18 protein-coding genes are annotated in these 21,629 nt (G+C 47.0%); 12 read left to right on the forward strand and 6 right to left on the reverse strand.

Annotated features, from left to right (window positions below):
* Positions 1 to 186 precede the first annotated feature (186 nt).
* Positions 187 to 882, forward strand: coding sequence for a hypothetical protein (locus IEY09_RS13590; protein ID WP_037415052.1), 696 nt, complete (start codon positions 187 to 189; stop codon positions 880 to 882).
* Positions 883 to 893: 11 nt separating this feature from the next.
* A complete protein-coding gene (locus IEY09_RS13595; protein WP_188871465.1) occupies positions 894 to 1,658 on the forward strand; it encodes a 23S rRNA pseudouridine(2604) synthase RluF in 765 nt (254 codons plus the stop codon).
* A 650-nt stretch (positions 1,659 to 2,308) separates the two neighbouring features.
* On the opposite strand, the gene IEY09_RS13600 is transcribed toward IEY09_RS13595, so the two are convergent.
* The gene (locus IEY09_RS13600) at positions 2,309 to 2,929 is read right to left on the reverse strand and encodes a LysE family translocator (protein ID WP_037427088.1); all 621 of its coding nucleotides are present in this window, start codon (positions 2,927 to 2,929) and stop codon (positions 2,309 to 2,311) included.
* 86 nt (positions 2,930 to 3,015) lie between these two features.
* A complete protein-coding gene (locus IEY09_RS13605) occupies positions 3,016 to 4,566 on the reverse strand; it encodes a S10 family peptidase (RefSeq protein WP_229777918.1) in 1,551 nt (516 codons plus the stop codon).
* Positions 4,567 to 4,769: 203 nt separating this feature from the next.
* Here IEY09_RS13605 and IEY09_RS13610 point away from each other — a divergent pair, with 203 nt between their 5' ends.
* From IEY09_RS13610 to IEY09_RS13625, 4 genes are all read left to right on the forward strand, one after another.
* Complete coding sequence (locus IEY09_RS13610; RefSeq protein ID WP_037427092.1) at positions 4,770 to 5,315, forward strand: thioredoxin family protein; 546 nt, start codon at positions 4,770 to 4,772, stop codon at positions 5,313 to 5,315.
* A gap of 503 nt (positions 5,316 to 5,818) precedes the next feature.
* Positions 5,819 to 7,285, forward strand: coding sequence for a sigma-54 interaction domain-containing protein (locus tag IEY09_RS13615; RefSeq protein ID WP_188871467.1), 1,467 nt, complete (start codon positions 5,819 to 5,821; stop codon positions 7,283 to 7,285).
* 159 nt (positions 7,286 to 7,444) lie between these two features.
* Positions 7,445 to 8,878 carry a cytochrome c oxidase accessory protein CcoG gene (gene ccoG / locus IEY09_RS13620; protein WP_055647028.1) on the forward strand — a complete coding sequence of 478 codons (1,434 nt, stop codon included), beginning with the start codon at positions 7,445 to 7,447 and terminating at the stop codon, positions 8,876 to 8,878.
* Between the two features lie 368 nt (positions 8,879 to 9,246).
* The gene (locus IEY09_RS13625) at positions 9,247 to 10,851 is read left to right on the forward strand and encodes a long-chain-fatty-acid--CoA ligase (protein WP_188871468.1); all 1,605 of its coding nucleotides are present in this window, start codon (positions 9,247 to 9,249) and stop codon (positions 10,849 to 10,851) included.
* A gap of 99 nt (positions 10,852 to 10,950) precedes the next feature.
* Here IEY09_RS13625 and IEY09_RS13630 read toward each other — a convergent pair whose 3' ends face one another.
* From IEY09_RS13630 to IEY09_RS13645, 4 genes are all read right to left on the reverse strand, one after another.
* The gene (locus IEY09_RS13630; RefSeq protein WP_188871470.1) at positions 10,951 to 12,738 is read right to left on the reverse strand and encodes an ABC transporter ATP-binding protein/permease; all 1,788 of its coding nucleotides are present in this window, start codon (positions 12,736 to 12,738) and stop codon (positions 10,951 to 10,953) included.
* Between the two features lie 329 nt (positions 12,739 to 13,067).
* Positions 13,068 to 13,625 (reverse strand): heme utilization protein HutZ, encoded by a 558-nt coding sequence (gene hutZ / locus IEY09_RS13635; protein WP_037421506.1) that lies wholly within the window; start codon positions 13,623 to 13,625, stop codon positions 13,068 to 13,070.
* 33 nt (positions 13,626 to 13,658) lie between these two features.
* Entirely contained in the window at positions 13,659 to 14,144 is a 486-nt protein-coding gene (gene hutX, locus IEY09_RS13640) for a heme utilization cystosolic carrier protein HutX (protein WP_372841889.1), read from the reverse strand.
* Positions 14,145 to 14,243: 99 nt separating this feature from the next.
* Positions 14,244 to 16,337 carry a TonB-dependent hemoglobin/transferrin/lactoferrin family receptor gene (locus tag IEY09_RS13645; protein WP_188871473.1) on the reverse strand — a complete coding sequence of 698 codons (2,094 nt, stop codon included), beginning with the start codon at positions 16,335 to 16,337 and terminating at the stop codon, positions 14,244 to 14,246.
* A 245-nt stretch (positions 16,338 to 16,582) separates the two neighbouring features.
* Between IEY09_RS13645 and IEY09_RS13650 the strand changes: the two genes are divergently transcribed.
* The 6 genes from IEY09_RS13650 to IEY09_RS13675 all read left to right on the forward strand — a co-directional run bounded on the left by IEY09_RS13650 (position 16,583) and on the right by IEY09_RS13675 (position 21,571).
* Complete coding sequence (locus tag IEY09_RS13650; protein WP_188871475.1) at positions 16,583 to 17,401, forward strand: energy transducer TonB; 819 nt, start codon at positions 16,583 to 16,585, stop codon at positions 17,399 to 17,401.
* A 96-nt stretch (positions 17,402 to 17,497) separates the two neighbouring features.
* A complete protein-coding gene (locus IEY09_RS13655; protein ID WP_229777920.1) occupies positions 17,498 to 18,241 on the forward strand; it encodes a MotA/TolQ/ExbB proton channel family protein in 744 nt (247 codons plus the stop codon).
* The gene (locus IEY09_RS13660; protein WP_188871479.1) at positions 18,238 to 18,675 is read left to right on the forward strand and encodes an ExbD/TolR family protein; all 438 of its coding nucleotides are present in this window, start codon (positions 18,238 to 18,240) and stop codon (positions 18,673 to 18,675) included. Before IEY09_RS13655 ends, IEY09_RS13660 begins: the two co-directional genes overlap by 4 nt.
* A gap of 93 nt (positions 18,676 to 18,768) precedes the next feature.
* Positions 18,769 to 19,722 carry a hemin ABC transporter substrate-binding protein gene (locus IEY09_RS13665; RefSeq protein WP_188871481.1) on the forward strand — a complete coding sequence of 318 codons (954 nt, stop codon included), beginning with the start codon at positions 18,769 to 18,771 and terminating at the stop codon, positions 19,720 to 19,722.
* Positions 19,723 to 19,724: 2 nt separating this feature from the next.
* Positions 19,725 to 20,741, forward strand: a complete 1,017-nt coding sequence (locus IEY09_RS13670; RefSeq protein WP_037427112.1) for a FecCD family ABC transporter permease — start codon at positions 19,725 to 19,727, stop codon at positions 20,739 to 20,741.
* 11 nt (positions 20,742 to 20,752) lie between these two features.
* Positions 20,753 to 21,571 (forward strand): heme ABC transporter ATP-binding protein, encoded by an 819-nt coding sequence (locus tag IEY09_RS13675; protein WP_050991314.1) that lies wholly within the window; start codon positions 20,753 to 20,755, stop codon positions 21,569 to 21,571.
* Positions 21,572 to 21,629 lie beyond the last annotated feature (58 nt).

Here is a 21,629-nt window from a genome sequence, read left to right on the forward strand (position 1 = left end):
GTTAAGTATCACAAGGTTTATTGAAAGCAACACAAAACAAAGGGAGCCACTTGACTGGCTCCCTTTGTTTTAAAGGTTAAATGCAGCGCTATTTAGAATACTTGCCTTCATGAAGGGATTCAGGCAAGTTACACCCGATTATTCAACCTTGCCCCTTAACCCACACCACTATTCATTAAAAGCCAAATGAATCCAAGACAGCGTGAACCCAGTTTTTACGATTTACATCGCCTAATCACTTGGTTGATTGTGGGAGCCGCACTGCTCAGTGCGATAGGAGTGATGGTTGCTCTGTATGGACAATACCAAACCATGGGCGTTAGCGCCCTATTTATCCGCGCCGATTTTTTAGGGGACTATACCCACTCGCCCCTTGCCTATGTGTTTAATTTAGGATTATTGGCCGCAGGGATTTGCATGCTGATCTCTATGGCTGGGCTGTACTTACTCAAGCTCGATAGCTTTAGCCAATATATTGCACTCACAGGTGTTTGGGTTGGCACTTCGGTGATTTTGATGGGCATTTTTCCGATTAACTTTTTAACCATGCATAGACTGGTTTCCACTAGCTATCTCTTAAGCACGCTCACCTTGCATGCCTTAGTGATTATTGCCGGAGTCGTTCCTAAACTTATCTGCCCAAGGCCATTGTTTTACTTGAGTTTATTAAGTTTTATCAGCGCTATTAGCCTGAGTTTACAACTGGATTGGAGCCAACTGGATTTTCCGCCCTGTGATATAGACAATCATTTCTGTTTGGTTAGTACCAATATGTGGCTGCAAACGAACCTCAATATTATTTGGTGCTTAAGCCTTGCATTTGCGATGCGTCGTTTATCCAAAATCCTGTATTATCGCGCCCAAGTCCATCACCCGTTTTAACTTAATCATTTATGCGTCTAGCTAAATACCTTGCCCAATGTGGCATCAGTTCACGCCGAGAGGCCTGCCGCTTAATCGAGGCTGGACGCATTACGCGAAATGGTAAGATTGCCACACATCACGACCCAGTCCAGCTCGATGCAGATGGTCAATGCCTTGATAGTATTTGCTTGGATGCAAAACCTGTATTAGGCAGCGAAACTCCTACCTATTGGCTATTCAATAAGGCCGTAGGTACAGATTGCCGTTTACTCAAAGACGATAAATCCAGCTTGATCCACTTACTGCCGCCAACACCAAGACTCTACCCCGTCGGCAGATTAGATAAGGATTCCCGCGGATTATTGCTGCTCACTAACGATGGCGAACTCACCCACAAACTGATGCACCCCAGTTTTGCCCACAGTAAAACCTACCATGTGCAGCTAGAGAGGGCCTTCACCGATGAGTTTATTAAGCTAATGGCCAGCGGCGTAAAGTACAAAGAGGTAGATACTCTCCCCTGTAAAGTTCGTAGGCTTAGTGAAGATAAATTTGAAATAGTGCTGATCCAAGGCTTAAATCGGCAAATTCGGCGGATGTCCAGCGCCTTAGGTTATAAGGTTATCGATTTACAGCGAGTGGCCTTAATGACACTCAGCCTTGAAACAGTAAGCGAAGATAATTGTACAGAAAGCAAAGCAGCAACAAACACACTAAACAGTCTACCAGAGGGAGAAATGCGACCGCTAACACCCACTGAAATTACAACGCTAAAAGCCGCACTAGCGATATAGTCAGATGAAGTGTGGTAACGAATCTCAGACCAATGTGACGTTACGCCCCATAAACCATTTATTCAGCTAAAAGATTTTACACTGTGCAGCGCTAACGAGGTAACCTGAGCTCGGGATAAGTAGAGCCGCTGAATAGGCATCTTTTCGGGCCTCTGTGCGTTGCTCTGTCTAACCATAGCTCGCGATGCCGTACGACTGAGCGCCTTGATATACGCAAAAATCTGCGCACTCAGTCAGAAAGAAAAGATTTTTCCTTTCAAAAAAATCATTTATAGCATTGATTTAGTTTGTTAAATTTAGATTTTTTCGACACTCGTTACCCCGAGTTCAGGTAAGGTAAATTATTATGCTTTCAACATGTGAGTGGTTTATTGTGAATTTGGGTGATGCGCTTATTTCACAATCAACATTAAGCGCACATCAATATCACCTAACCAAAGTTTATCAACAAGCTGGTAGCCCTGAGAATCTGCTGGCAGTATTTAAATATGAATCCCAAGATCTCCATTGCCACATAAAGCTATTTCTTACTTCGGAATTTCAAGAATTAGCAATGTTAGATGGCGCCGTAAGATGCGTGAAACCTAATTTTAGCGGTACTAGCTATTTGGCGGGCAATCCGAGTTATATGCTCAAAAAATAGTGAACAACTACACATAGAGGCTATACAGCACCCGTATTGCCAGCAGAATCAATACCACACCAGAAAGTTTATCAATCAAGCCCGCTTTTTCCCGCAACTTAGGCAATATACTAGAATGGGATAACACTAACGCAATTAAGGTGTACCAGAGCCCATCAACTACCAGTGGTGTTAGTACGATAAGTGCTTGACCAGTAAAACTATCTGCAACCATCACAAATTGGCTAAACAGCGCTAAAAAGAACAGCATAATCTTAGGATTGAACAGGGAAATCGCGATACCATCGCGCGCCGCTGTAAGTGTATCCGTCGCCTCCCCCGCCGTAAGTTTTGCCTGCATGCCACCGTTTGAGCGTAATGCTTGGAGCCCCATCCATGCCAGATAGAGCGCGCCTAAAATCGCTATCCCATTAAAAACCAAAGGCGCATTTTTCAGCATTACCGCAAGACCAAGTAGCGTGACTAGCGCATAGACCCCTATGCCAATCGAGTGCGCCCAAGCACACACAATCCCTTTCCCGCGACCACCGCCTAAGGTATGACGCACGACCATCGCCAAACTCGGCCCAGGGGACATAGCGCCCAAGCAACAAATCGCCAATAGTCCCAACCAAGTACTAAAGCTCATTTTCACCCCTTTAAAGCATAAAAAGGCCCTCAAAAGGGCCTTCACAGGAGTGGCAGTTTAACACTGGCCTAGCAATACGGTCACTCTCATTTCACCCCGTTGGGATGATAAAAAGCGCGAATATCTTGCACCAGTTGCGCAAGCGATGCAGGCTCTACATACATCATATGACCCGCCTTGTAGTAATGCATAGTGACGCGGCTATTATCAATGCCGTTATCGGCAAAGGTATTTTCAGTCGCAAAGAAGGGCGTTGCGAAATCAAAATATCCGTTACCGACAAAAATACGCAAGTCTTTATTCTCGCGCTGCGCCTGTCCTAAATAGGGTGCCACATTCACATAATGCATTTGTTTACCGCTAATATTCCAGTTCCAGCCACGGTTAACATCGGTGGAAAGCACGTTGAAGGGGCGTGATAATTTAACCCCTAAATCCTCATACAGATATTGATGGATAGCCGCTGTATAAGCACCATCAATACCATATCCTGACGGGTCGTTATCGGTCGAGTCACCGCCACTGTCGTAATCTTTGCCAGTATAGCGACTGTCTAACCGCCCGATGGTCAAATCCTGATCCCTGAGCAATTCCTTGGTATAGCGGCTAGCGCTCACCCGTAAATTTACTCTGTCGAGGTAGGACTCACTCAGGCCCGTAAAACGCGCCAACTGTTTGCGTACAGCTTTATAATCACTTTGCGCTAAACGGCTGCCCTGTAATAGGGCTAAGGCGTAATCCTTAATAGCGAATTGACGCGCCTGTTCGACAAATGCTTCGAGCCCCAAGGCCTTATCGGCATCACTGACTTTATTGTGATAAAACGCAGTCGCCGCCATGGTCGGTAAAAAACCAATGTAGGGTTGGTTGTTACCCGGTTGATAGCGAGCGTGACTAAAGTCGAGAATCGATGAAATCAGCATCACGCCATTGACAGAGATATCGGTCCAGCCGCCTTGAAGTTCATCCACTAATGCCGCGGCTCGCGTCGTACCATAGCTTTCACCGGCAAGGTATTTGGGCGAATTCCAACGCTTATGTTCAATCAACCAACGGCGGATAAACTCGGCAATGGATTGGGCATCTTCTTTTACGCCCCAAAAATCGGTGCCTTTCTTCTCACCCAGGGCGCGGCTAAAACCTGTACCCACAGGATCGATAAACACTAAGTCAGATTCATTGAGTAATGAGTAATCGTTGGATTCAATCCGATAAGGCGCCGCACCATCATCTTTGGCATCAGCAGGCACAATCACACGTTTGGGCCCAAAGAGCCCCATGTGCAGCCAAAGCGAGGCTGAACCTGGGCCACCGTTAAAAATAAACGTGACCGGACGTTTACTGCTGTCCTGTACATCATCCCTTAAATAAGTAATAGAAAAAATACTGGCCTGAGGCTCACCCTTATCATCCTCTAAAATGGTCTCACCACTAATGGCTTGATAACTGATCTTCTGATTTTGAATCGTCATTTTATGCTTAGTGGTCACCACCTCTGGCACTAACTTATCCACTTTGGCTTCGCCTTTTTGAGCAGGCTCGGCATGGCCGACCATGGACACAGTAAATAACAAGGGCAGCAACATACTTGCCCATGTTAGCCCTGCGGGCGTTGACTTTTTATTTAGCACTCGCATCAATTATCCTTCCCTTCTGTAGTCATTATTTTGTGGTCTTTTTATTAGTGCACCAGCTTACAAAGACTGTGCTCTCGGCGCAAAAGCACAATTGCAACTGAATGCGTCAAAGGTTTAATCGGCTTTTAAAACATAAATTCACGCAGATTTAAGCTGTTAGCCGCTAAGATAGAATGGATTATCGGAAACTTATGTAGGCATCTATGGGCACTATCACTCTCATCAGTCTGGTCATTCTCGCATTACTTGTGGGCGCGATTGGTCTGTTAATCTGGCAACGTAGCAAAGGTAAGCGCATTCCACTGGCGGTGATTTTTGTGTTGGGATTTTTCGCCGTTGGCCTAGGCGGAATTATCGGTTTTGTGCATAAAGGCGAAGATTATCAAGCCTATCAAAAGCTACAGTGGCGCACGCTGGCCCCCGAAAAAATCGCCCCACTGGTCGCCCAAGGCTACACAGTGTTTGTGGATATCACCTCAGACTGGTGCAGCATTTGCCAAACCAATAAGGCTGAAGTCACCCATAGGGAGCAAGTGGTGAATGCACTGATGGCCGACAAGATTATTTTGATGCAGGGAAATTGGAGCGAAGCCGATTCCACCATCGCGAACTACATGCAACATGAAGGAGTACCGGGTACACCTTACAATAAGGTCTATGGTCCAAGGGCGCCTAACGGCATAGTACTACCGTCAAAACTCACCATCGATGCCGTGCTTAATGGCTTAGCTCAGGCTAAAGCCTTGTAATCTATTTTGCTTATTTGGCTTAATCTTCAAAAATGGAGTATTAGAGCGCAATAAAAAAGGCTGCATCGCAGCCTTTTTGCACACTTCAAATCAGTAGAAAGCAATTTTCCGGAAAGGTGGGCAGAAAATCACTCCGTACTCTCAACAGCCGTCTAACCCCAAAACACTATAAAAATAGTTTTATAACTAGCGAGTTACTTAAATAAATATCTTAGCGAAGTAATGCATATTCCCATATAAGGGTAAGCGCACTGGTCTATTTCAACCTTGCCAATAATATTTATGAAACATTTTTATAACAATTCAGCAATTTAAGCCAGCACTAAATAAAACTTTCTATTGATTAAAATATAAGCTTTTTATTATCAACAAGTTAATGGTCAGACCTCTAAGCTAGCCTCAAAACCATTCTATTCAAACATGACAAAGCAACTCGCGATATATCGCGACACGACTCAAGGGGTTATACTCTAGGCACTCATTCGTATTAAGGAATCAATGGAATGACATCAACACAGCCCGCCGCAATGCCCTTGGATAAACATTTTCTGCCAGAGAATCAGTTACTGCTCAATGCCGTGGGTGAAGGCATTTATGGGTTTGATTTAAATGGTAATGCTGTCTTTATCAATCCCGCCGCCGAGCGCATGACGGGCTGGAAGAATGAAGAATTACTCGGCAAAAATATCCATAATTGCCATCATCATAGCCATGCGGATGGCAGTCATTATCCCCAGGAAGATTGCCCCATCTACAACACCTTAAAGGATGGGATTGCAAGGGAAATTACCCACGATGTGTTTTGGCGTAAGGATGGCAGCAGCTTTCCCGTGTATTACAGCTCTACGCCCGTCTATCGGGACAACAAACTTATCGGTGTAGTCGCGATATTTCGTGACATCAGTATTCAAAAACAAACCGAGCAGTCGCTACGCCAAGCTTTAGCACAGGTTCAAGCTCTGTCGGAGCAACTAGCCAGCGAGAATCATTATCTCCAAGCCGAGTTAGCCGATAAGACTGGCGATGTGGATATTTCGGGCAGTAGCGCGGTGATCCGCCATATGATCCAGCAACTGCATATGGTGGCCAATACCGACAGTACCGTATTGATTTGTGGCGAGAATGGCACAGGCAAAGAGCTGGTTGCCCGCAACTTACATCAACTGAGTCGCCGCAAAGATAAGCCCATGATCAGCGTTAACTGCGCGGCATTTTCAGCCTCACTGTTAGAGAGTGAGTTGTTTGGCCATGAGAAAGGCGCCTTTACGGGTGCGACTCAACAGCGCAAGGGCCGCTTCGAACTCGCCCATCAAGGTACACTGTTTCTCGATGAGGTGGCCGAATTAAGTTTGGAGGCGCAATCTAAGTTACTGCGAGTGATCCAAGAGCAATCCTTTGAGCGACTCGGCGGCAGCGAAACCATCAAGGTCGATATTCGCTTAGTCGCCGCCAGTCATCATGATTTACTCAAACGCGTTGAACAGGGCTTATTTCGAATGGATCTCTATTACCGCTTGAATGTCTTCCCAATCCAAGTGCCACCGCTCAGGGCGAGACTGGAGGATATGCCCGAGCTTGTCAGCCATATACTGCACTCCCTTAACCGTAAGCTGGGTAAAAAAATCCGAGGGGTAAGTCAAAAAGGCCTAAAAAAATTAATGGCCTACAGCTGGCCTGGTAATGTACGCGAATTGCAGAATATCCTTGAGCGTGAGGCTATATTATCTCAAACGGATATTTTACATATCCATGCCATGCCCACGAATCACCTACAGACTCAAACCGCGGCTTCACCATTACAAACCTTGGCCGAGGCAGAAGCACAGCATATTGAGCAAACATTAAAACTGCTGAACTGGCGTATTTCGGGCGCAAACGGCGCAGCCAGTGTACTCGGCGTCCCGCCAAGTACCCTCAGATCGCGAATGAAGAAGCTCGGGATTACACGTCAAATCACTAATGATGAATAGTCTCAAAAACGCGATATATCGCCAATTGACGATATATCGCGACACACATAAAAACCAATCTAATTTAAATCAATAAATATCATATAGTTAAATGCAAATTATTTTGGCCTAACGCTTGCTATAGGGAGCCGAATCTTATTTAAGCCGTTAGGACAGCATATGCCCAAGAGTGACACCCAACACAGAGAGAACGCCAAACGTCCCTCTGCCGAGCAATTTATCCCGGTAAAAAATATCCAGGCGGAAGATAAGCCTGCACACAAAAGCAGTGGCCAGATTCATTTCCGAGAGCAGAAAGGCTATTTTCAGCGTCTCAGAACCACAATGAATAGCCTGTTAGTACTGCTGTTTTTTGCACTGCCGTTTATTTCATTTGATGGTCGGCAAGCGATACTGCTGGATGTGAGTCAGCAACAATTCTTCTTTTTTGGCCTCACGTTCTGGCCACAGGATTTCACCTTACTCGCTTGGGTGTTTATTGCCGCGGCTTTTGGCCTCTTTTTTATAACCGTGTTTTGGGGACGGGTCTGGTGCGGCTATCTTTGCCCACAAACCGCGTGGACCTTTATGTTTGTCTGGCTCGAAAGCCAAATTGAGGGTAACAGCAATAAACGTAAGTTGCTCGATAAGGCGCCATGGTCTGCGAGTAAACTCAGTAAAAGAACGCTCAAACACAGCCTGTGGGGATTAGCCGCCTTGATTACTGGCTGTGGATTTATCAGTTACTTCATCCCAGCCCGTGAACTCTACTTGGATATTTTTACCGGCAACGCCGGCTTTTGGACAACCTGCTGGGTATGGTTTTTCGCGATTTGCACTTACTTAAACGCTGGCTGGATGCGCGAACAAATGTGCTTACACTGCTGTCCCTATGCGCGTTTTCAGGCCGTGATGTTCGATGCCAACACCAAAACCGTGACCTATGATGCCACACGCGGCGAAGCACGCGGCCCCCGTAAACGCAAGCAACAAACCGAACTCGGTGATTGTGTTGACTGTAACTTATGTGTTGAGGTCTGCCCGACGGGGATTGATATTCGCCAAGGCCTTCAATACGAGTGCATTAACTGCGGCGCCTGTGTCGATGCCTGTAATGAAACCATGCAAAAATTCGACTACAAACAAAACCTAATTAGCTATGTCAGCGAGAATGAATTAAAGGGCATCACCCATTCCAATTTGCGCTCGCCACGCTTTTTAGGTTACGGCGCTGCCGTTGTTATTATGTTGGTTGTAATAGGTTTAGATCTCTCCAGTCGCAGTGAGATTCAGCTTAACGTCATTCGCGACAGACAGAGTCTGTACCGCGAAACCGCCGATAATAAAGTTGAAAATACCTACCAGCTGAAGATCCGTAACAAGACTCAACAAACCAAGCAATACCAACTCGCGGTCAACAGCGAAATGCCATTCAGCTTAATTGCCGACCCGGTAATCACCCTCGCGGCGGGTGAACAAGCAGATTACCCCGTGACAGTATTAGCCGATAAGAATGCTATCCCTGCGGGACGCAAACTTATCGAATTCTCGGTAACCGATGTCAGCGAACCCAAACAAAGCGTCAGCCAAGAAACCGGCTTCTTTAGCCCTTAATTCATAGCCTCAACGCTCCCATTTAGCTGTAGACAACCAATAAGACGCCATCGATTGAGCGTCTTATTGGTTTTTAAAATGGCCACATCCTATTGCGCGCCCTTTTCTTTCCCCCAATTCAGCTACCAATTGCTATAAAAATGCCCCTAAAACATCAACACGCCCTAATATACCCAAGTTAATAAAGACTTAACTCTACTCCGCCCATATAGAGTAAAAACACTATTTTTAACATAAAGATAGTAGCAATCTTTGGATAGAATTATTTGGCGATAAAGATTGACCTTATAGGTTGAATCCTTCTAATCTAAACACTCGTTTGATTTTAAAATAATAATAACGACTAAACCGATTTGAGGTAGTTAGGCATGGCATACGATCAAGAGTCACAACTCGAACTTGGCAAATACTCTTCACTCATAGACTTAATCGAACGCACTAGCCAACGCTTTGGCGATAAAACCGCATATGCTTGCTTAGGTAAAAGCAGTAGCTTCAATGAGATAGAACGCGATTCACGCTATTTTGCCGCCTATTTGCAGAATAACACTAACCTAAAACCTGGCGATCGGATCGCGATTCAATTACCCAATATTACCCAATTCGTCATCGCCGCCTATGGTGCACTACGAGCAGGCCTGATTCTCGTCAACACTAACCCGCTTTATACTGAACGTGAGCTTATCCATCAGTTTAATGACTCAGGCGCTAAGGCCTTAGTGGTATTGTCAGATCTGTTGCCAACCCTCGCCAAAGTGGTTGCAACCACACCAATTGAATTGGTGATTTCGACCCACCCGTTAGATCTTATCGATCCACAAGTTCAGCCCAAAACGGGGCTTAAAAATGTCGAATTCTGTCACGTATTAAAACAAGGTGCAGAGTTACCATTTACGCGCTTTGTGCCCGCCTTAGGCGATTTAGCCGCGCTGCAATATACCGGTGGTACAACGGGCCTCTCCAAGGGAGCCATCCTGACCCACGGCAATATGCTCGCCAATGCGGCGCAGGTAAAATCCCGCATCGGCAGTGTTATCACCGAAGGGGAAGATATTTTTGTCGCGCCACTGCCGATTTACCATATCTACGCCTTTATGGTGAACTTGGTGCTGTATTTTGAATGTGGTGGTTGCTCGGTATTAATCCCAAATCCCCGTGATATTAATGGCTTAATCAAGACGCTGGCGAAATACCCCTTCACCGGTTTTGCAGGGCTTAACACCTTATTTGTCGCCTTGTGTCATCAACCTGAATTTAAAGCGCTGGATTTCAGTCATTTAAAAATCACTATTTCTGGCGGTACAGCGCTGACCGCTGCCGCAGCCAATCTATGGCAGCAAACCACAGGCAATACCATCAGTGAAGGTTATGGCTTATCCGAGACCTCGCCAGTGATCTCGCTCAATGCACCGGGATATCAAAAGATTGGCACTATCGGTAAGCCCGTTCTCGGCACTGAGGTCAAACTGTTAGACGAAAACGGTAATGAAGTCGCGCAAGGGGAAGCCGGTGAGCTCGCCGCCCGTGGCCCACAGGTGATGCTAGGTTATTGGAATAATCCCCAAGAAACGGCTAATGTGATGACGGCTGATGGTTTCTTTAAAACGGGGGATATTGCGATTCTGAACGAGGAAGGCTTCCATCAAATCGTTGATCGCAAAAAGGATATGATTATTGTCTCTGGCTTTAACGTCTATCCTAATGAAGTCGAAAACGTGCTTGCTAGCCACCCAAATATCATCGAATGCGCCGTAGTTGGCGTAAAGGATGAGCACTCTGGAGAAGCAGTCAAAGCCTGTATCGTACTCAAGGATGACAGCCAAGACCCTGAACTGATGAAAACCGCCATTCTCAACTTCTGCCGCGAGCAACTCACTGCCTACAAACTGCCTAAGTTAATTGAATTTATGCCGCAGCTACCTAAGAGTACTGTGGGTAAAATTCTGCGCAGAGAGCTTAAAAATCAGCCTTAAACTTGGCTAAAAATCAGTTAATTTGAGCAGTCTTAAATCCAAAATAAAACCCCAGGTAGCACTCTGGGGTTTTATTTGAGCCTTTTTTAAATCCAAGTCTTACTCGCTCAATGGGTTAACCTCATCCGTTAGCAGCTGCAAACTGGCAAACTCGCGATATAGATCATTGGTTTGCATTAGAGTTTGATGCTTACCACTGGCAACAATTCGCCCCTTATCAAACACAATAATTCGATCGGCATTAATTACGGTTGCAAGCCTATGGGCGATGATCAGCGTAGTTTTACCCGACATTAACTCATCAAGCGCCTGCTTCACTTTTTGCTCACTCAAGGCATCGAGTGCACTGGTGGCCTCATCGAGTAATAGGATGGGTCTGTCGGCTAAAATGGCCCTCGCAATAGCAATCCGTTGTTTTTGCCCGCCGGATAAACGCACACCACGCTCACCCAAATAGGTTTGATAACCTTCATTAAATTCACTGATAAACTCATGGGCACGGGCCGCAATACAGGCATCAATCACTTCCTGCTCGCTGGCATCAACGCGGCCATAGCGCACATTTTCCAGCACACTGGTGGCAAAAATCACTGAGTCCTGCGGCACCAGCGCAAACTGCGCCCGCAAATCCTGTGGTGAAAGCGCAGCAATATCAATCCCATCCAATAAGATACTGCCCGATGAAGGCACATAAAACCGCTGTAATAACTGAAATAGCGTGCTCTTGCCGGCACCACTCGGGCCGACCAAAGCCACCCGCTCGCCGGCATTTATTACAAGGTCTAAGTCGCTGAGCACTAACTGAGTTTGCTCGGGATAATGGAAGTTAAGTTGTTGCAGTTGCAGCTCGCCGCATACTTTATCTGGCAGGGTTTTAGGCACCAGCGGCGCCGGAATATCGACCTCAGTTTCGGCTAATTCGATTAAGCGTTCTGCGGCGCCCGAGGCGCGTTGGATTTCCCCGACCACTTCACTAATGGTCGCAACCGCGCCTGCCACCATCACGGCATAAAACATAAAGGCTGAGAGTTCGCCGCCCGTCATCTTACCCGACATCACATCGTGGGCGCCGACCCAAGTCACTAGCGCAATGGCAGCAATACTGAGGAACATCACTGAAGAAATCAGCAGCGCGCGGTAACGAATGCGGCCGCTGGCGGCGGTCATCACATCTTCGACACGGCCGTTAAATAAAATGCGGTCCTTATCCTCATGGCCATAGGCCTGCACTGTGTGGATCTCATGCAAAGTTTCATCCACATAGGCACCGAGATCCGCCACCCTATCTTGGCTCTCGCGCGCTAAGGTGCGCACCTTTCTGCCAAAGAAACCGACAGGCCCCAACACCAAAGGCACGGCCAGTAACACCAGTAGTGTCATCTTCACGCTGGTGATCCCCATCATCGCCAGCCCACCAATAACCGTCACGCCGGAGCGCAGTGCCATAGAAAGACTCGAGCCGACAACGGTTTGCAGTAAGGTTGAATCGGCGGTAAAACGCGAAATCACCTCACCAGTGCGCACCTTGGCATAAAATGCCGGAGATAATTTAAGTAATTGATTATAAACCGCAAGCCGAATATCAGCACTGACACGCTCCCCAAGCCATGTCATCAGATAAAAACGGCAAAACACCGCAGTGCCACTCACTGCGGTGATGAGCAACACCAATAGAATAATTTCATTCAGCCGCTGGGCGTTATCCTTAATAAAACCTTCGTCCACCATCAGCCGCACGCCCTGCCCGAGGGATAGCCAGGCCAAGGAACCAATCAACAGAAATACAATCGCCGCTACCACCCGCAGGCGATAGGGCTTAAGAAATTGCCAAAGCCAGGGCAATACCGCCCGTTGGCGAATCGAAGAATTAGCAGCGTTGTGAGACATAGTGGACTCTGATAATGATCGTGGGGGAAGTGTACTCGATTCTGTAGGCTCAGTTAGCGATTTGTTCACCATTGATATCCTTAGGCTTATATGCTCATCAACCTTAGCACATGCGAGTATCAACAGAGCATACCCGAAAGCCCTCATGATAAACAAAATGACATTAGCAAGGCGGGCAATAACAAACGATAAAGGCAAAATGCTTTGAGGAATATAACAATAAACCCGCCTAGAGAGCGGGTTTATGCTTGCGCCTTAAGTCGGTCAAGCTCAAGGCACAGATTTTCAAAATATAAGTCTTCAAGACACAGTGTTTACGCTACAAGCACTTAAGCTACCTGCATATCTTCGGGCGCTTTAGGTGTGCCATGGTGGCCATCACGCTTCCAGTTAACATCGAGTAATTCACTGCCCGTCAGACTAAAGGCCTGGCCAAAACCTTTGACATACAATCCCTGATGGGGCGCTAACTTATATAGATTAAAGTCCGTCAGTGCCGCGAGATTATCGGACATTTCGCCAAAGCGTTTTGATAACAAGCTGACACCCTTACTAAAGGTGGGTGTATCCCGCTCAACCGCTTGAGCCAAAGCGTCGAAGGTGAGGCGTTTACGGGCGAATACCGACTTAGCTTCGGCTTCATCCTCCACCAGCATGACAGACACTTTGGTCGACTGCTTAAGGTTGTGGCCGTGACGCGCTAAGTCACTCACTAAGATGTAAAATCCATCGTCTGCTAAGGCAAATGGCGCGTAACTGGCATTAGGTTGACCATCGGTATCGACGGTGGCGAGTTGTAAGGTTTTACGTTGCTGTTTAAAGACCTCTATTTCAGGTAACAGTTTGTCCCTTAAACGCTGTTCTTGCTCGGAAATGTCAGGCTTCATATTGGTTTCCTCAATAAATTACGTTCATCAATGTTAATCAGCAAAGGTAGCGGCCAGCGCTTTAAAACGGCGCACTTGCTCAGGAAAAAGCACTCTTTGCTTGTCACGTCCTAAATAAACTTTAAATACCACTTCCCCCTGAGGTCCAAAAAAGTTAATGGAATGGCTCTCGCTGCCCATAAAAGGTCTGCTGATCAAAGCTATCGCCCGCATGCCATCCAATTTAAGATGGCCATGTAAGCCATCCCCTTTGCTGTAGAGGTTGTAGTAACCATGGGCAAATTTTCCTTGGGGAAAATCGCCTTTAAATTCAAATACACTGCCCGAAAGCATCACTATGGTGGTTAACGAACCCCACTCGGGTAAGCTTTGTAGTAACTCGTACATATGGGCCAAAGGTAAAAACACTCGCTGCGCTTTAGGTAAGGCGGTAACCACCTCAAGCTCGGCAATCCCTAACTCACTGGCCAATTGTGCAGGCATTAAATCTGGTTGAGTTTCAAATCGTTGCCGCAACATTTGCTGGGTTTCAGCATTTGAATCTCGGCGACTCAGCACGTTATCCGTGTTTTCAATGTCGACTGTTTGGGTCATTCCGAAAATCCTCTATCCCAAGGTTTAGAACATGTAGCGTGCAGACAGCTTCATATTACGGCCGGGCTGATACAAGGTTTGCCATGCCTGCTGATATTTCTCATCACCAATGTTTTCAATGGCAAAATCAACTCTCAGGCCCGACATCACGCCCATCGCAGGCTCCCAAGCAAGGTACACATCCCACAGGGTATAGTCGTCATACTTAGCAACACTGTAGCCTGTAGGTGTATTCGCTTGGCTGGCGACATAGGTCACTCGGGTGCCGAGTTTCATATCGCCTTCCATGATGCCTTGGGATAAGTCGACATTAAACTTATTGGCTGGCATCCCTTCGATATAATCGCCAGTGTTACGGTCTTCTCCGCGGGTTTGACCATAATTCATCGCTAAACGCGTTTGTCCGATGCGATAACGACCGCTGAGCTCAAAGCCCGTTAATTGAGCGTCTTCCACGTTGTTCCACGAGGTTGTTTGCTCAAGTCCTGGAATCCCACGATATGGATTAGAGACTTGCTGAACAATAAAATCGTCCACATCGTTACGGAAGATGTTTAAGGTAATCGCTAACTCATCATCACCCGCTAAGTCATTGAAGCGAAAGTCAGCTTTAAGCTCTTTATTACGCGCCACTTCAGACTTTAGGTCAGGATTCGTCGCAAAGGTGTTACATAACCCTTTGGGTAAAAAACCCGGTATTGGCGGAATGCAGTAATGGGTACCGCTAGAGAACATTTCCTCCACCGTCGGCGCTCGGAAGGCCTGATCATAGCGCGCACTTAAGGTCAGCCATGGCTGCGTTTGCCAACTTAATCCAAGTGAAGGAGATAGCTCAGTATCATCAGCAGATGCATTCAGGTTATGACTCTCGTTTTTAAAACTGTCATAACGCAAAGCAGCATCGAGGTTTACCGTTTGTGTCAGTTGCACATCCGCCCGAGTAAAAGCTCCCCATACCGTTGTTTCGCCATCAATATCCTCAGGACGCTGCCCAACCTGTCCCTTATCGTCTCTAACGGTTTTAAGGGTATCGCGATAGCCATCCACACCGTAGGTCAACTTAGTGTTACCGAGTTGAGAACTATTGTTCACATTAACGCCAACGGTGCGGTATTCAGTGCTATCTAATTGGCCTTTAGTGACGCGGTCTTCATCGTAATCTGTGCTATTCCAATAAACCTGCACATGAGTATCCAAATAAGGATTATTGGCTGGCGCTAAGCTGTAATTGAGGGTGATATTTTGATCGTCCGTTTTGCGGCGCACTAAAGGCACTGAGCTACTCACAGCCGCAGAAGGATTACTTGGCACCAATTCATTAATCTTGTTAACTCTTGCCGATAACGCTAAGCGCGAGGCTTCATCAGCCTGCCAGCCGAATTTAGCCAATCCACTGCTTCCTGAAGAAGCACTGTTGACTAAGGTTTCATCATTGCCGGTATTAATATTATTGGAATCAACATAACTGCCATTGAGCAACCAATCGACTGTTGCTTGCTGGCCATAGACTGCGGCGCTGGTTTTAGTGCGGTCGCCATTGGTGTCATAGCCTTGCTTGACATAACCACCAAAGGTTTCATTTGGCGCTAAAAAATCCTGAGCAGACTTAGTATTTTGTGCAACAACACCGCCGAGGGCACCACTGCCCCACAAACTACTGGCAGGACCACGGATCACCTCGATAGATTTAAGTAGTTCAGGGTCCATAAAATAGGAACCGCGATGGCCCGAACTGGTATTTTGCCTCGCACCATCGATCGTTTGTAAAACACGATCACCGCTTAAACCACGAATTTCGACGCCCTGAGAGGTCGCTCTTGGGCCATTTGTTAAGTTAATATTCGCTTCGTTTTTTAATACTTCGGCAACCGATGAGGCCTGTGAAACGTTAAGCTGCTCTTCTGCGACAACAGCAACACTTCGACTGGTTTCAGACACTTTCTCACTCAAACGCGTCGCACTCACTAACACTTCATCAAATTCAGTTTCGACCACCCCCTGTTCAGCACTCTTCTGCACCGCAGTGGGTTTGACGCCTTCTTCAGCCGCTAACGCAAAACTTAGCGCCGTACTACTTAGTGCCATCGCAACGGCGATCACTAACGGCTTTTTGTTCATATTATCTTCCTCAAATTATTAATTTTATTAATCAATTAGTATCTAAAAAGACCCGTAACAGTCATTCGCCTACCTTGGCATTTTGCTAGTTTTTTGAGCATTCACTTTAGCAATTGCAGGCACTCTAACTGAGAATATAAAATTGATCAAATGAAAATCATTATCATTTGCGATCTTATTTATATTTGTGTATCTTAATTAGCAATGATTGATGAGTGAATGCTTTGGGAATGGGAAGGTTTGCCGTGACACCAAAACGATATTTAGCTTTTGGCGCATTAACTGTTGCGATTCAAACGGGGGTTATAGCTTCGCAACCTACGCCTGCTCAGCTTAAAATAGTCAATTCACCGACCATTCAGGGTGAATCACATCAACGTGTTACCTTAAACCCTGTTACCTTAAACTTTGCTAAACCCCAAATAGCTGCGGCATCGGATGCTGCTGGTAACACTGTAAACAAAACCCATCACGCATCATTGGTACAGACTGTTACTACACCATCGACACGAACTGCTCAACCAAAGCTGACAACATCTACACCTAAAAAAAACGTTCAAAGTAAGACTGAGCAAAAACAAAGTATTACTGCATCAATTGATAAAAAAACCATCGCGCAGCCAAAGTCTAAACAGTCGCAGGAGCATCACTACACCGCCAACACTGACAATCTAAAATCCACAGAAAAAATGGCGCCACACGCCGAGTTAGTGCCAACCAAACCAACACCAAGCTTGAATGAGCAACAGAATTCAATGGATAGCAATATGGCGCCTCATCAAACCGTGGTTGAACTCACATCCCCCACTTTTGCCAGTCAACCACCCCAACCAACATACCCGCGTATGGCGCGCAAAAAAGGCTTGGAAGGAACCGCAACAATTGAAGTGATGTTTAACGAATTTGGACAACAGCTCGCCCTCACGTTAGTCAAAAGCTCTGGTGTCAGCCTGCTGGATCAAGCGGCACTAGAGGCGGTAGAGACTTGGCAGTTTGAGGCGCCAAGCCCAAAACTGGCGAGCCATTACAAGGTGAGGGTACCGATTCGCTTCGCCTTAAATTGATCCTGTGGCGATGCAATCGCTTAACCACGCTAATCCTATTGCAACGAATTTGGCTGAATGCTTGATAACAGATCTAACTATAGAGACTCACCGCTTATGACTGACTTTTCTACCCTACATGGCCAGCTCGGTTCACTCACCTGGCCTTTGCTGATATGTGCATTCCTTGCCTTGATGATTTGCCTTGAGCGTAGCGCACTGTTTTTACAACAATCCGTAGCGTCAATCTCCCCAAAAAAACAAGCTTGGGTTAAAGAGCTACGCCACTCTGATGCCCAACCGACAAGCGAAAACATTCAAGCTTTACTCTCTAAAACCAGCCATCAGCAGGATTTACTGGCCCGTGGCGCAACACTGCTGTTAGCGCAAGCACATCAACCCAAACCACTCAGGGAAGAATTACTCAGTCTATGGCTGAATAAACAACAAAGGGAGCTGCAAGCGGGCCTTAAGATTTTGCAAGTGATAGGGATTATTAGTCCGCTACTGGGGTTACTCGGTACGGTACTTGGATTAATTGACATGTTTGCCCAACTTGGCCAGTCCCAAGGGCCAGTCACTCCTGCGCAACTCAGTGCGGGGCTTGGTCTGGCGATGAATACTACCGCTGCAGGTCTTATCATTGCGGTGCCGACCATTACCGCCGCCCATTTATTTGGGATCTGGGCGCATAGCCAATGCTTAAAAGCGAGCCATGTGCTGAATCAAATTAACTTATTGTTATCCGGTGTAGACAAGCTACCACTTGAGCAGGACTTATATCAGGCATTCGCTCTAGGAAATCAGGCTAATCAAACACCTAATACTCCACACGCCGCATCTCTTGAGTCTCAGCCATGATAAGCACTCACCACACGTCGTTACCCCAAGCAGGGATCAGTGCCTTAGAGCCACTGCCCAGCGTCGATCTTACGGCATTGATTGATATTATTTTTATTGTTTTAGTGTTTCTGTTACTCACCGCAAATAGCCGTTTGCTGAGCTTACCCGTTGATGTACCTCAAAGCCCAAGCAACGCCATTACTGCACTCGAGCATAAGCAATCGATAGCCATCAATATTATGGCGACTTCACCCTACTGGGCGATTAATGGCGAAAAATTTGCTGATTTAACCGCATTTAGTACAGCCTTTGAAGCGCTGTTAACGGCTCAACCACAGGCCACCGTCATTATTGCTGCCGATAAGGCCGCGCCAGTTGAACCGCTAATGCAGCTACTGGCACTTTTGCAGGGCAACGCCATTAATCAAACCCAAATTTTGATGGAACATTAACCCTAAACCTTAACTCAATCGTGTTTTAGCCCGTTTACCCTGCAAGGTTGATAACACCTCGACCTTGCTTTTAGATGGATCAGGAGTTTACCCATGTTGTTTCAAGCTGTGCGTTATAGATTTAATAAACTCAGTCAACCGACCGATAGCAATACATTCAATAAATGGTTGTGTCTACTCCCCGCAGTCACAGCACTCTTTTCATTTAATGCTTGGAGTGCAACTCAGGACATAAAGTTGGTGAGCGCAGGAGCGGGGGTCACCGAGTTAGTGCTGGCGTTAGGGGCGGCCGATGAGTTAGTGGCTGTCGATGCCACCAGCTATGTGCCTGAGCAATTAAGCTCTGTCGCCAAACTGGGGTACCACCGCATGCTTTCCGCTGAAGGCATTATGGCACTCAGCCCTACACTGGTTGTAGGGTCCGACGTCATGGGCCCAGAAACTACCCTTAACGTACTAAAACAAGCCAATATCAAGGTAGTTCAATTACCCTCAAGCGCCGATGAGCAACAATTAATGAGCAATATCGATACGCTGGCACAATCGCTTAATCGAACAGACAAAGCTGCCCCGCTAAAGCAGGAGTTGCATCAAAGGCTAGATAAATTAAATAAGCAAAAACAACAACTCAGCCAACATAATGCTCAGCCAAACATCCTCTTTATGTTATTACAGGAAGGACGAGGAGCCCGAGTCGGTGGCAAAGGTACCGCTGCCGATACCATTATTGCGCTATCGGGCGCAAAGAATATTGCGGACTTTGAAGGCTACAAGACATTGTCCCAAGAGGGCATTCTCGCCTTACAACCGGATGTGATTTTACTGTCTAACCGCAGCGAGCAGAGTGATGCACAAACGGATGAACAAGCCGCGCAAGCACTACTGAAGGAGATGCCGCTGCTAGCGCATACTCCCGCAGGCCAAAATGGTCATATCCAAACCCTTGCCCCGCAAGCTTTACTGGGAGGTTTAGGTATTAGCGCCATTGGTGCTGCCGAAACGCTTGCAGATACCCTACTCACTCAAGGTAAAACGGCGGGAAAATAACCATGTTACAGTATCGCTGGCTTTGGCCCACAATGATGATGCTCCTCATCCTGAGCAGTATACTCTCGGTGAGTGTAGGTCCTGTAAGCATTAGTCTTATGGACTCCCTCAGTGCGGTATTTAATTGGGCAACCCAGCAAAGCATTGGCAATCTTGCACCCCATGAGCAACTGGTGGTAAGTAACGTGCGTCTACCCAGGACCTTGTTAGCCCTTACGGTAGGCGCAATTCTTGCTCAATGTGGCGCTGTGATGCAGGGATTATTCCGTAATCCACTGGCAGACCCAGGTATTATCGGGGTGTCATCGGGAGCCGCATTAGGTGCGGCCATCTGTATCGTGTTATTTCCCGACGTGGGATCTTTTATGATTTCCCTTGGCGCCTTTCTCTGTGGGTTAGCCACAACCCTGATCGTTTATCGTCTGGCGAGTAACGGTTTAGGCACATCAGTGGTGTTATTGCTGCTTTCCGGTGTGGCGATTGCAGCGCTAGCAGGAGCGGGCATAGGCGTACTGACTTATCTCGCTAATGATATGGCATTACGTGACTTAACCCTTTGGCAAATGGGCAGTATTGCCGGAGCTCAATGGCAATATGTCGGCCTGTGTTTACTGGTATTAGTGCTGCTGAGTTGGCGTTTTCAGCGTGATGCCATGGCACTTAATGCCCTGCTACTGGGTGAAGCTGAAGCCAGACATTTAGGGATTGATGTCGACCGTCTTAAGTTAAGACTCATCCTACTCTGTGCATTAGGCGTAGGCGTAAGTGTGGCCGCAACAGGGATTATCGGTTTTATTGGTCTAGTGGTTCCCCATTTAGTGCGGATGATTTTGGGGCCAGATCATAAACGACTTTTACCCATGAGCGCCCTCTTGGGCGCTGCGCTTTTAGCCTTAGCTGACATAGGTGCGCGGGCATTTTTACCCCCCGCCGAATTACCTGTCGGCTTAGTCACAGCGCTTATCGGTGCGCCATTCTTTATCTTTTTACTCCTGCAACAACGCAGCAAATTAATCTAAACGAGAACTTCATGGCTATGAGCTTATCGGCTGCGCCCGTCGCTAAACAACATTTTGAACGTACCCAATTAACCGTGGATAGGCTCAGCTACGCTATCGGCGATAAGGCGGTGTTGAACAACATTCGCGTGCAATTTCAACCGGGCAGTGTCACCGCACTTTTAGGGCCTAATGGGGCAGGCAAATCCACACTGTTAAAGGCACTGTGCCAAGAGATCCCCACTGCGCAAGGCAGCATCAAGCTTGGCCACTGCCAACTGGTGGATTGGCCAAGGGCTGAACTGGCAAAATCCCTCGCCGTTCTGCCTCAACATGCCAGCTTAACCTTCCCCTTTACCGTGGATGAAGTGGTGGCAATGGGGCTTTATCCCTTAACCTTGAGTCAAAAAGAAGGCCAGCAGTTAGTCACAAAATGGCTTGCCGAAGTGGGTGTATTGCATTTAGCCCGACGCAGTTACCCCACGCTTTCTGGGGGAGAAAAACAAAGGGTGCAACTGGCGAGGGTGTTAACGCAGTTAAGCCAATCCCCCTTCCCGCCGATTTTACTGTTAGATGAGCCAACCTCAGCACTGGATCTGGCGCAGCAACACAAAGTATTAGCGCTAGCAAAAAATCTCGCCCACAAGCACGCCTACACTGTGATTGTGGTACTGCACGACCTCAATCAGGCAGCCCGTTACAGCGACAGAGTTATCGTCCTCAAACAGGGTGAAATCGTCAGTGAAGGTACACCTAACGACGCATTATCGATTGATATAATTCGCCAAGTGTGGGATTACGAACCTGAGTTTATTCCTGCACCACAGGGTGGTTACCCATTGATTTTTTAATGCAAAATTGACTTCACTAGCGCCTTTAGCGGCACAGTTGTGGGTATAATCGCTGCAA

Origin of the sequence: Shewanella xiamenensis, from assembly GCF_014647135.1 — a bacterium.
Taxonomy (GTDB): Bacteria; Pseudomonadota; Gammaproteobacteria; order Enterobacterales; family Shewanellaceae; genus Shewanella; species Shewanella xiamenensis.

Excerpts from the sequence above, each read along its gene's own strand:
- IEY09_RS13670 (WP_037427112.1), top strand. The coding sequence starts at position 19,725 with ATGTTACAGTATCGCTGGCTTTGGCCCACAATGATGATGCTCCTCATC.
- IEY09_RS13595 (WP_188871465.1), top strand. The coding sequence starts at position 894 with ATGCGTCTAGCTAAATACCTTGCCCAATGTGGCATCAGTTCACGCCGA.
- IEY09_RS13655 (WP_229777920.1), top strand. The coding sequence starts at position 17,498 with ATGACTGACTTTTCTACCCTACATGGCCAGCTCGGTTCACTCACCTGG.
- ccoG (WP_055647028.1), top strand. The coding sequence starts at position 7,445 with ATGCCCAAGAGTGACACCCAACACAGAGAGAACGCCAAACGTCCCTCT.
- hutX (WP_372841889.1), bottom strand. The coding sequence starts at position 14,144 with ATGTTGCGGCAACGATTTGAAACTCAACCAGATTTAATGCCTGCACAA.
- hutZ (WP_037421506.1), bottom strand. The coding sequence starts at position 13,625 with ATGAAGCCTGACATTTCCGAGCAAGAACAGCGTTTAAGGGACAAACTG.
- IEY09_RS13665 (WP_188871481.1), top strand. The coding sequence starts at position 18,769 with ATGTTGTTTCAAGCTGTGCGTTATAGATTTAATAAACTCAGTCAACCG.
- IEY09_RS13630 (WP_188871470.1), bottom strand. The coding sequence starts at position 12,738 with ATGTCTCACAACGCTGCTAATTCTTCGATTCGCCAACGGGCGGTATTG.
- IEY09_RS13660 (WP_188871479.1), top strand. The coding sequence starts at position 18,238 with ATGATAAGCACTCACCACACGTCGTTACCCCAAGCAGGGATCAGTGCC.
- IEY09_RS13600 (WP_037427088.1), bottom strand. The coding sequence starts at position 2,929 with ATGAGCTTTAGTACTTGGTTGGGACTATTGGCGATTTGTTGCTTGGGC.
- IEY09_RS13645 (WP_188871473.1), bottom strand. The coding sequence starts at position 16,337 with ATGAACAAAAAGCCGTTAGTGATCGCCGTTGCGATGGCACTAAGTAGT.
- IEY09_RS13625 (WP_188871468.1), top strand. The coding sequence starts at position 9,247 with ATGGCATACGATCAAGAGTCACAACTCGAACTTGGCAAATACTCTTCA.
- IEY09_RS13605 (WP_229777918.1), bottom strand. The coding sequence starts at position 4,566 with ATGCGAGTGCTAAATAAAAAGTCAACGCCCGCAGGGCTAACATGGGCA.
- IEY09_RS13590 (WP_037415052.1), top strand. The coding sequence starts at position 187 with ATGAATCCAAGACAGCGTGAACCCAGTTTTTACGATTTACATCGCCTA.
- IEY09_RS13610 (WP_037427092.1), top strand. The coding sequence starts at position 4,770 with ATGGGCACTATCACTCTCATCAGTCTGGTCATTCTCGCATTACTTGTG.
- IEY09_RS13615 (WP_188871467.1), top strand. The coding sequence starts at position 5,819 with ATGACATCAACACAGCCCGCCGCAATGCCCTTGGATAAACATTTTCTG.
- IEY09_RS13675 (WP_050991314.1), top strand. The coding sequence starts at position 20,753 with ATGGCTATGAGCTTATCGGCTGCGCCCGTCGCTAAACAACATTTTGAA.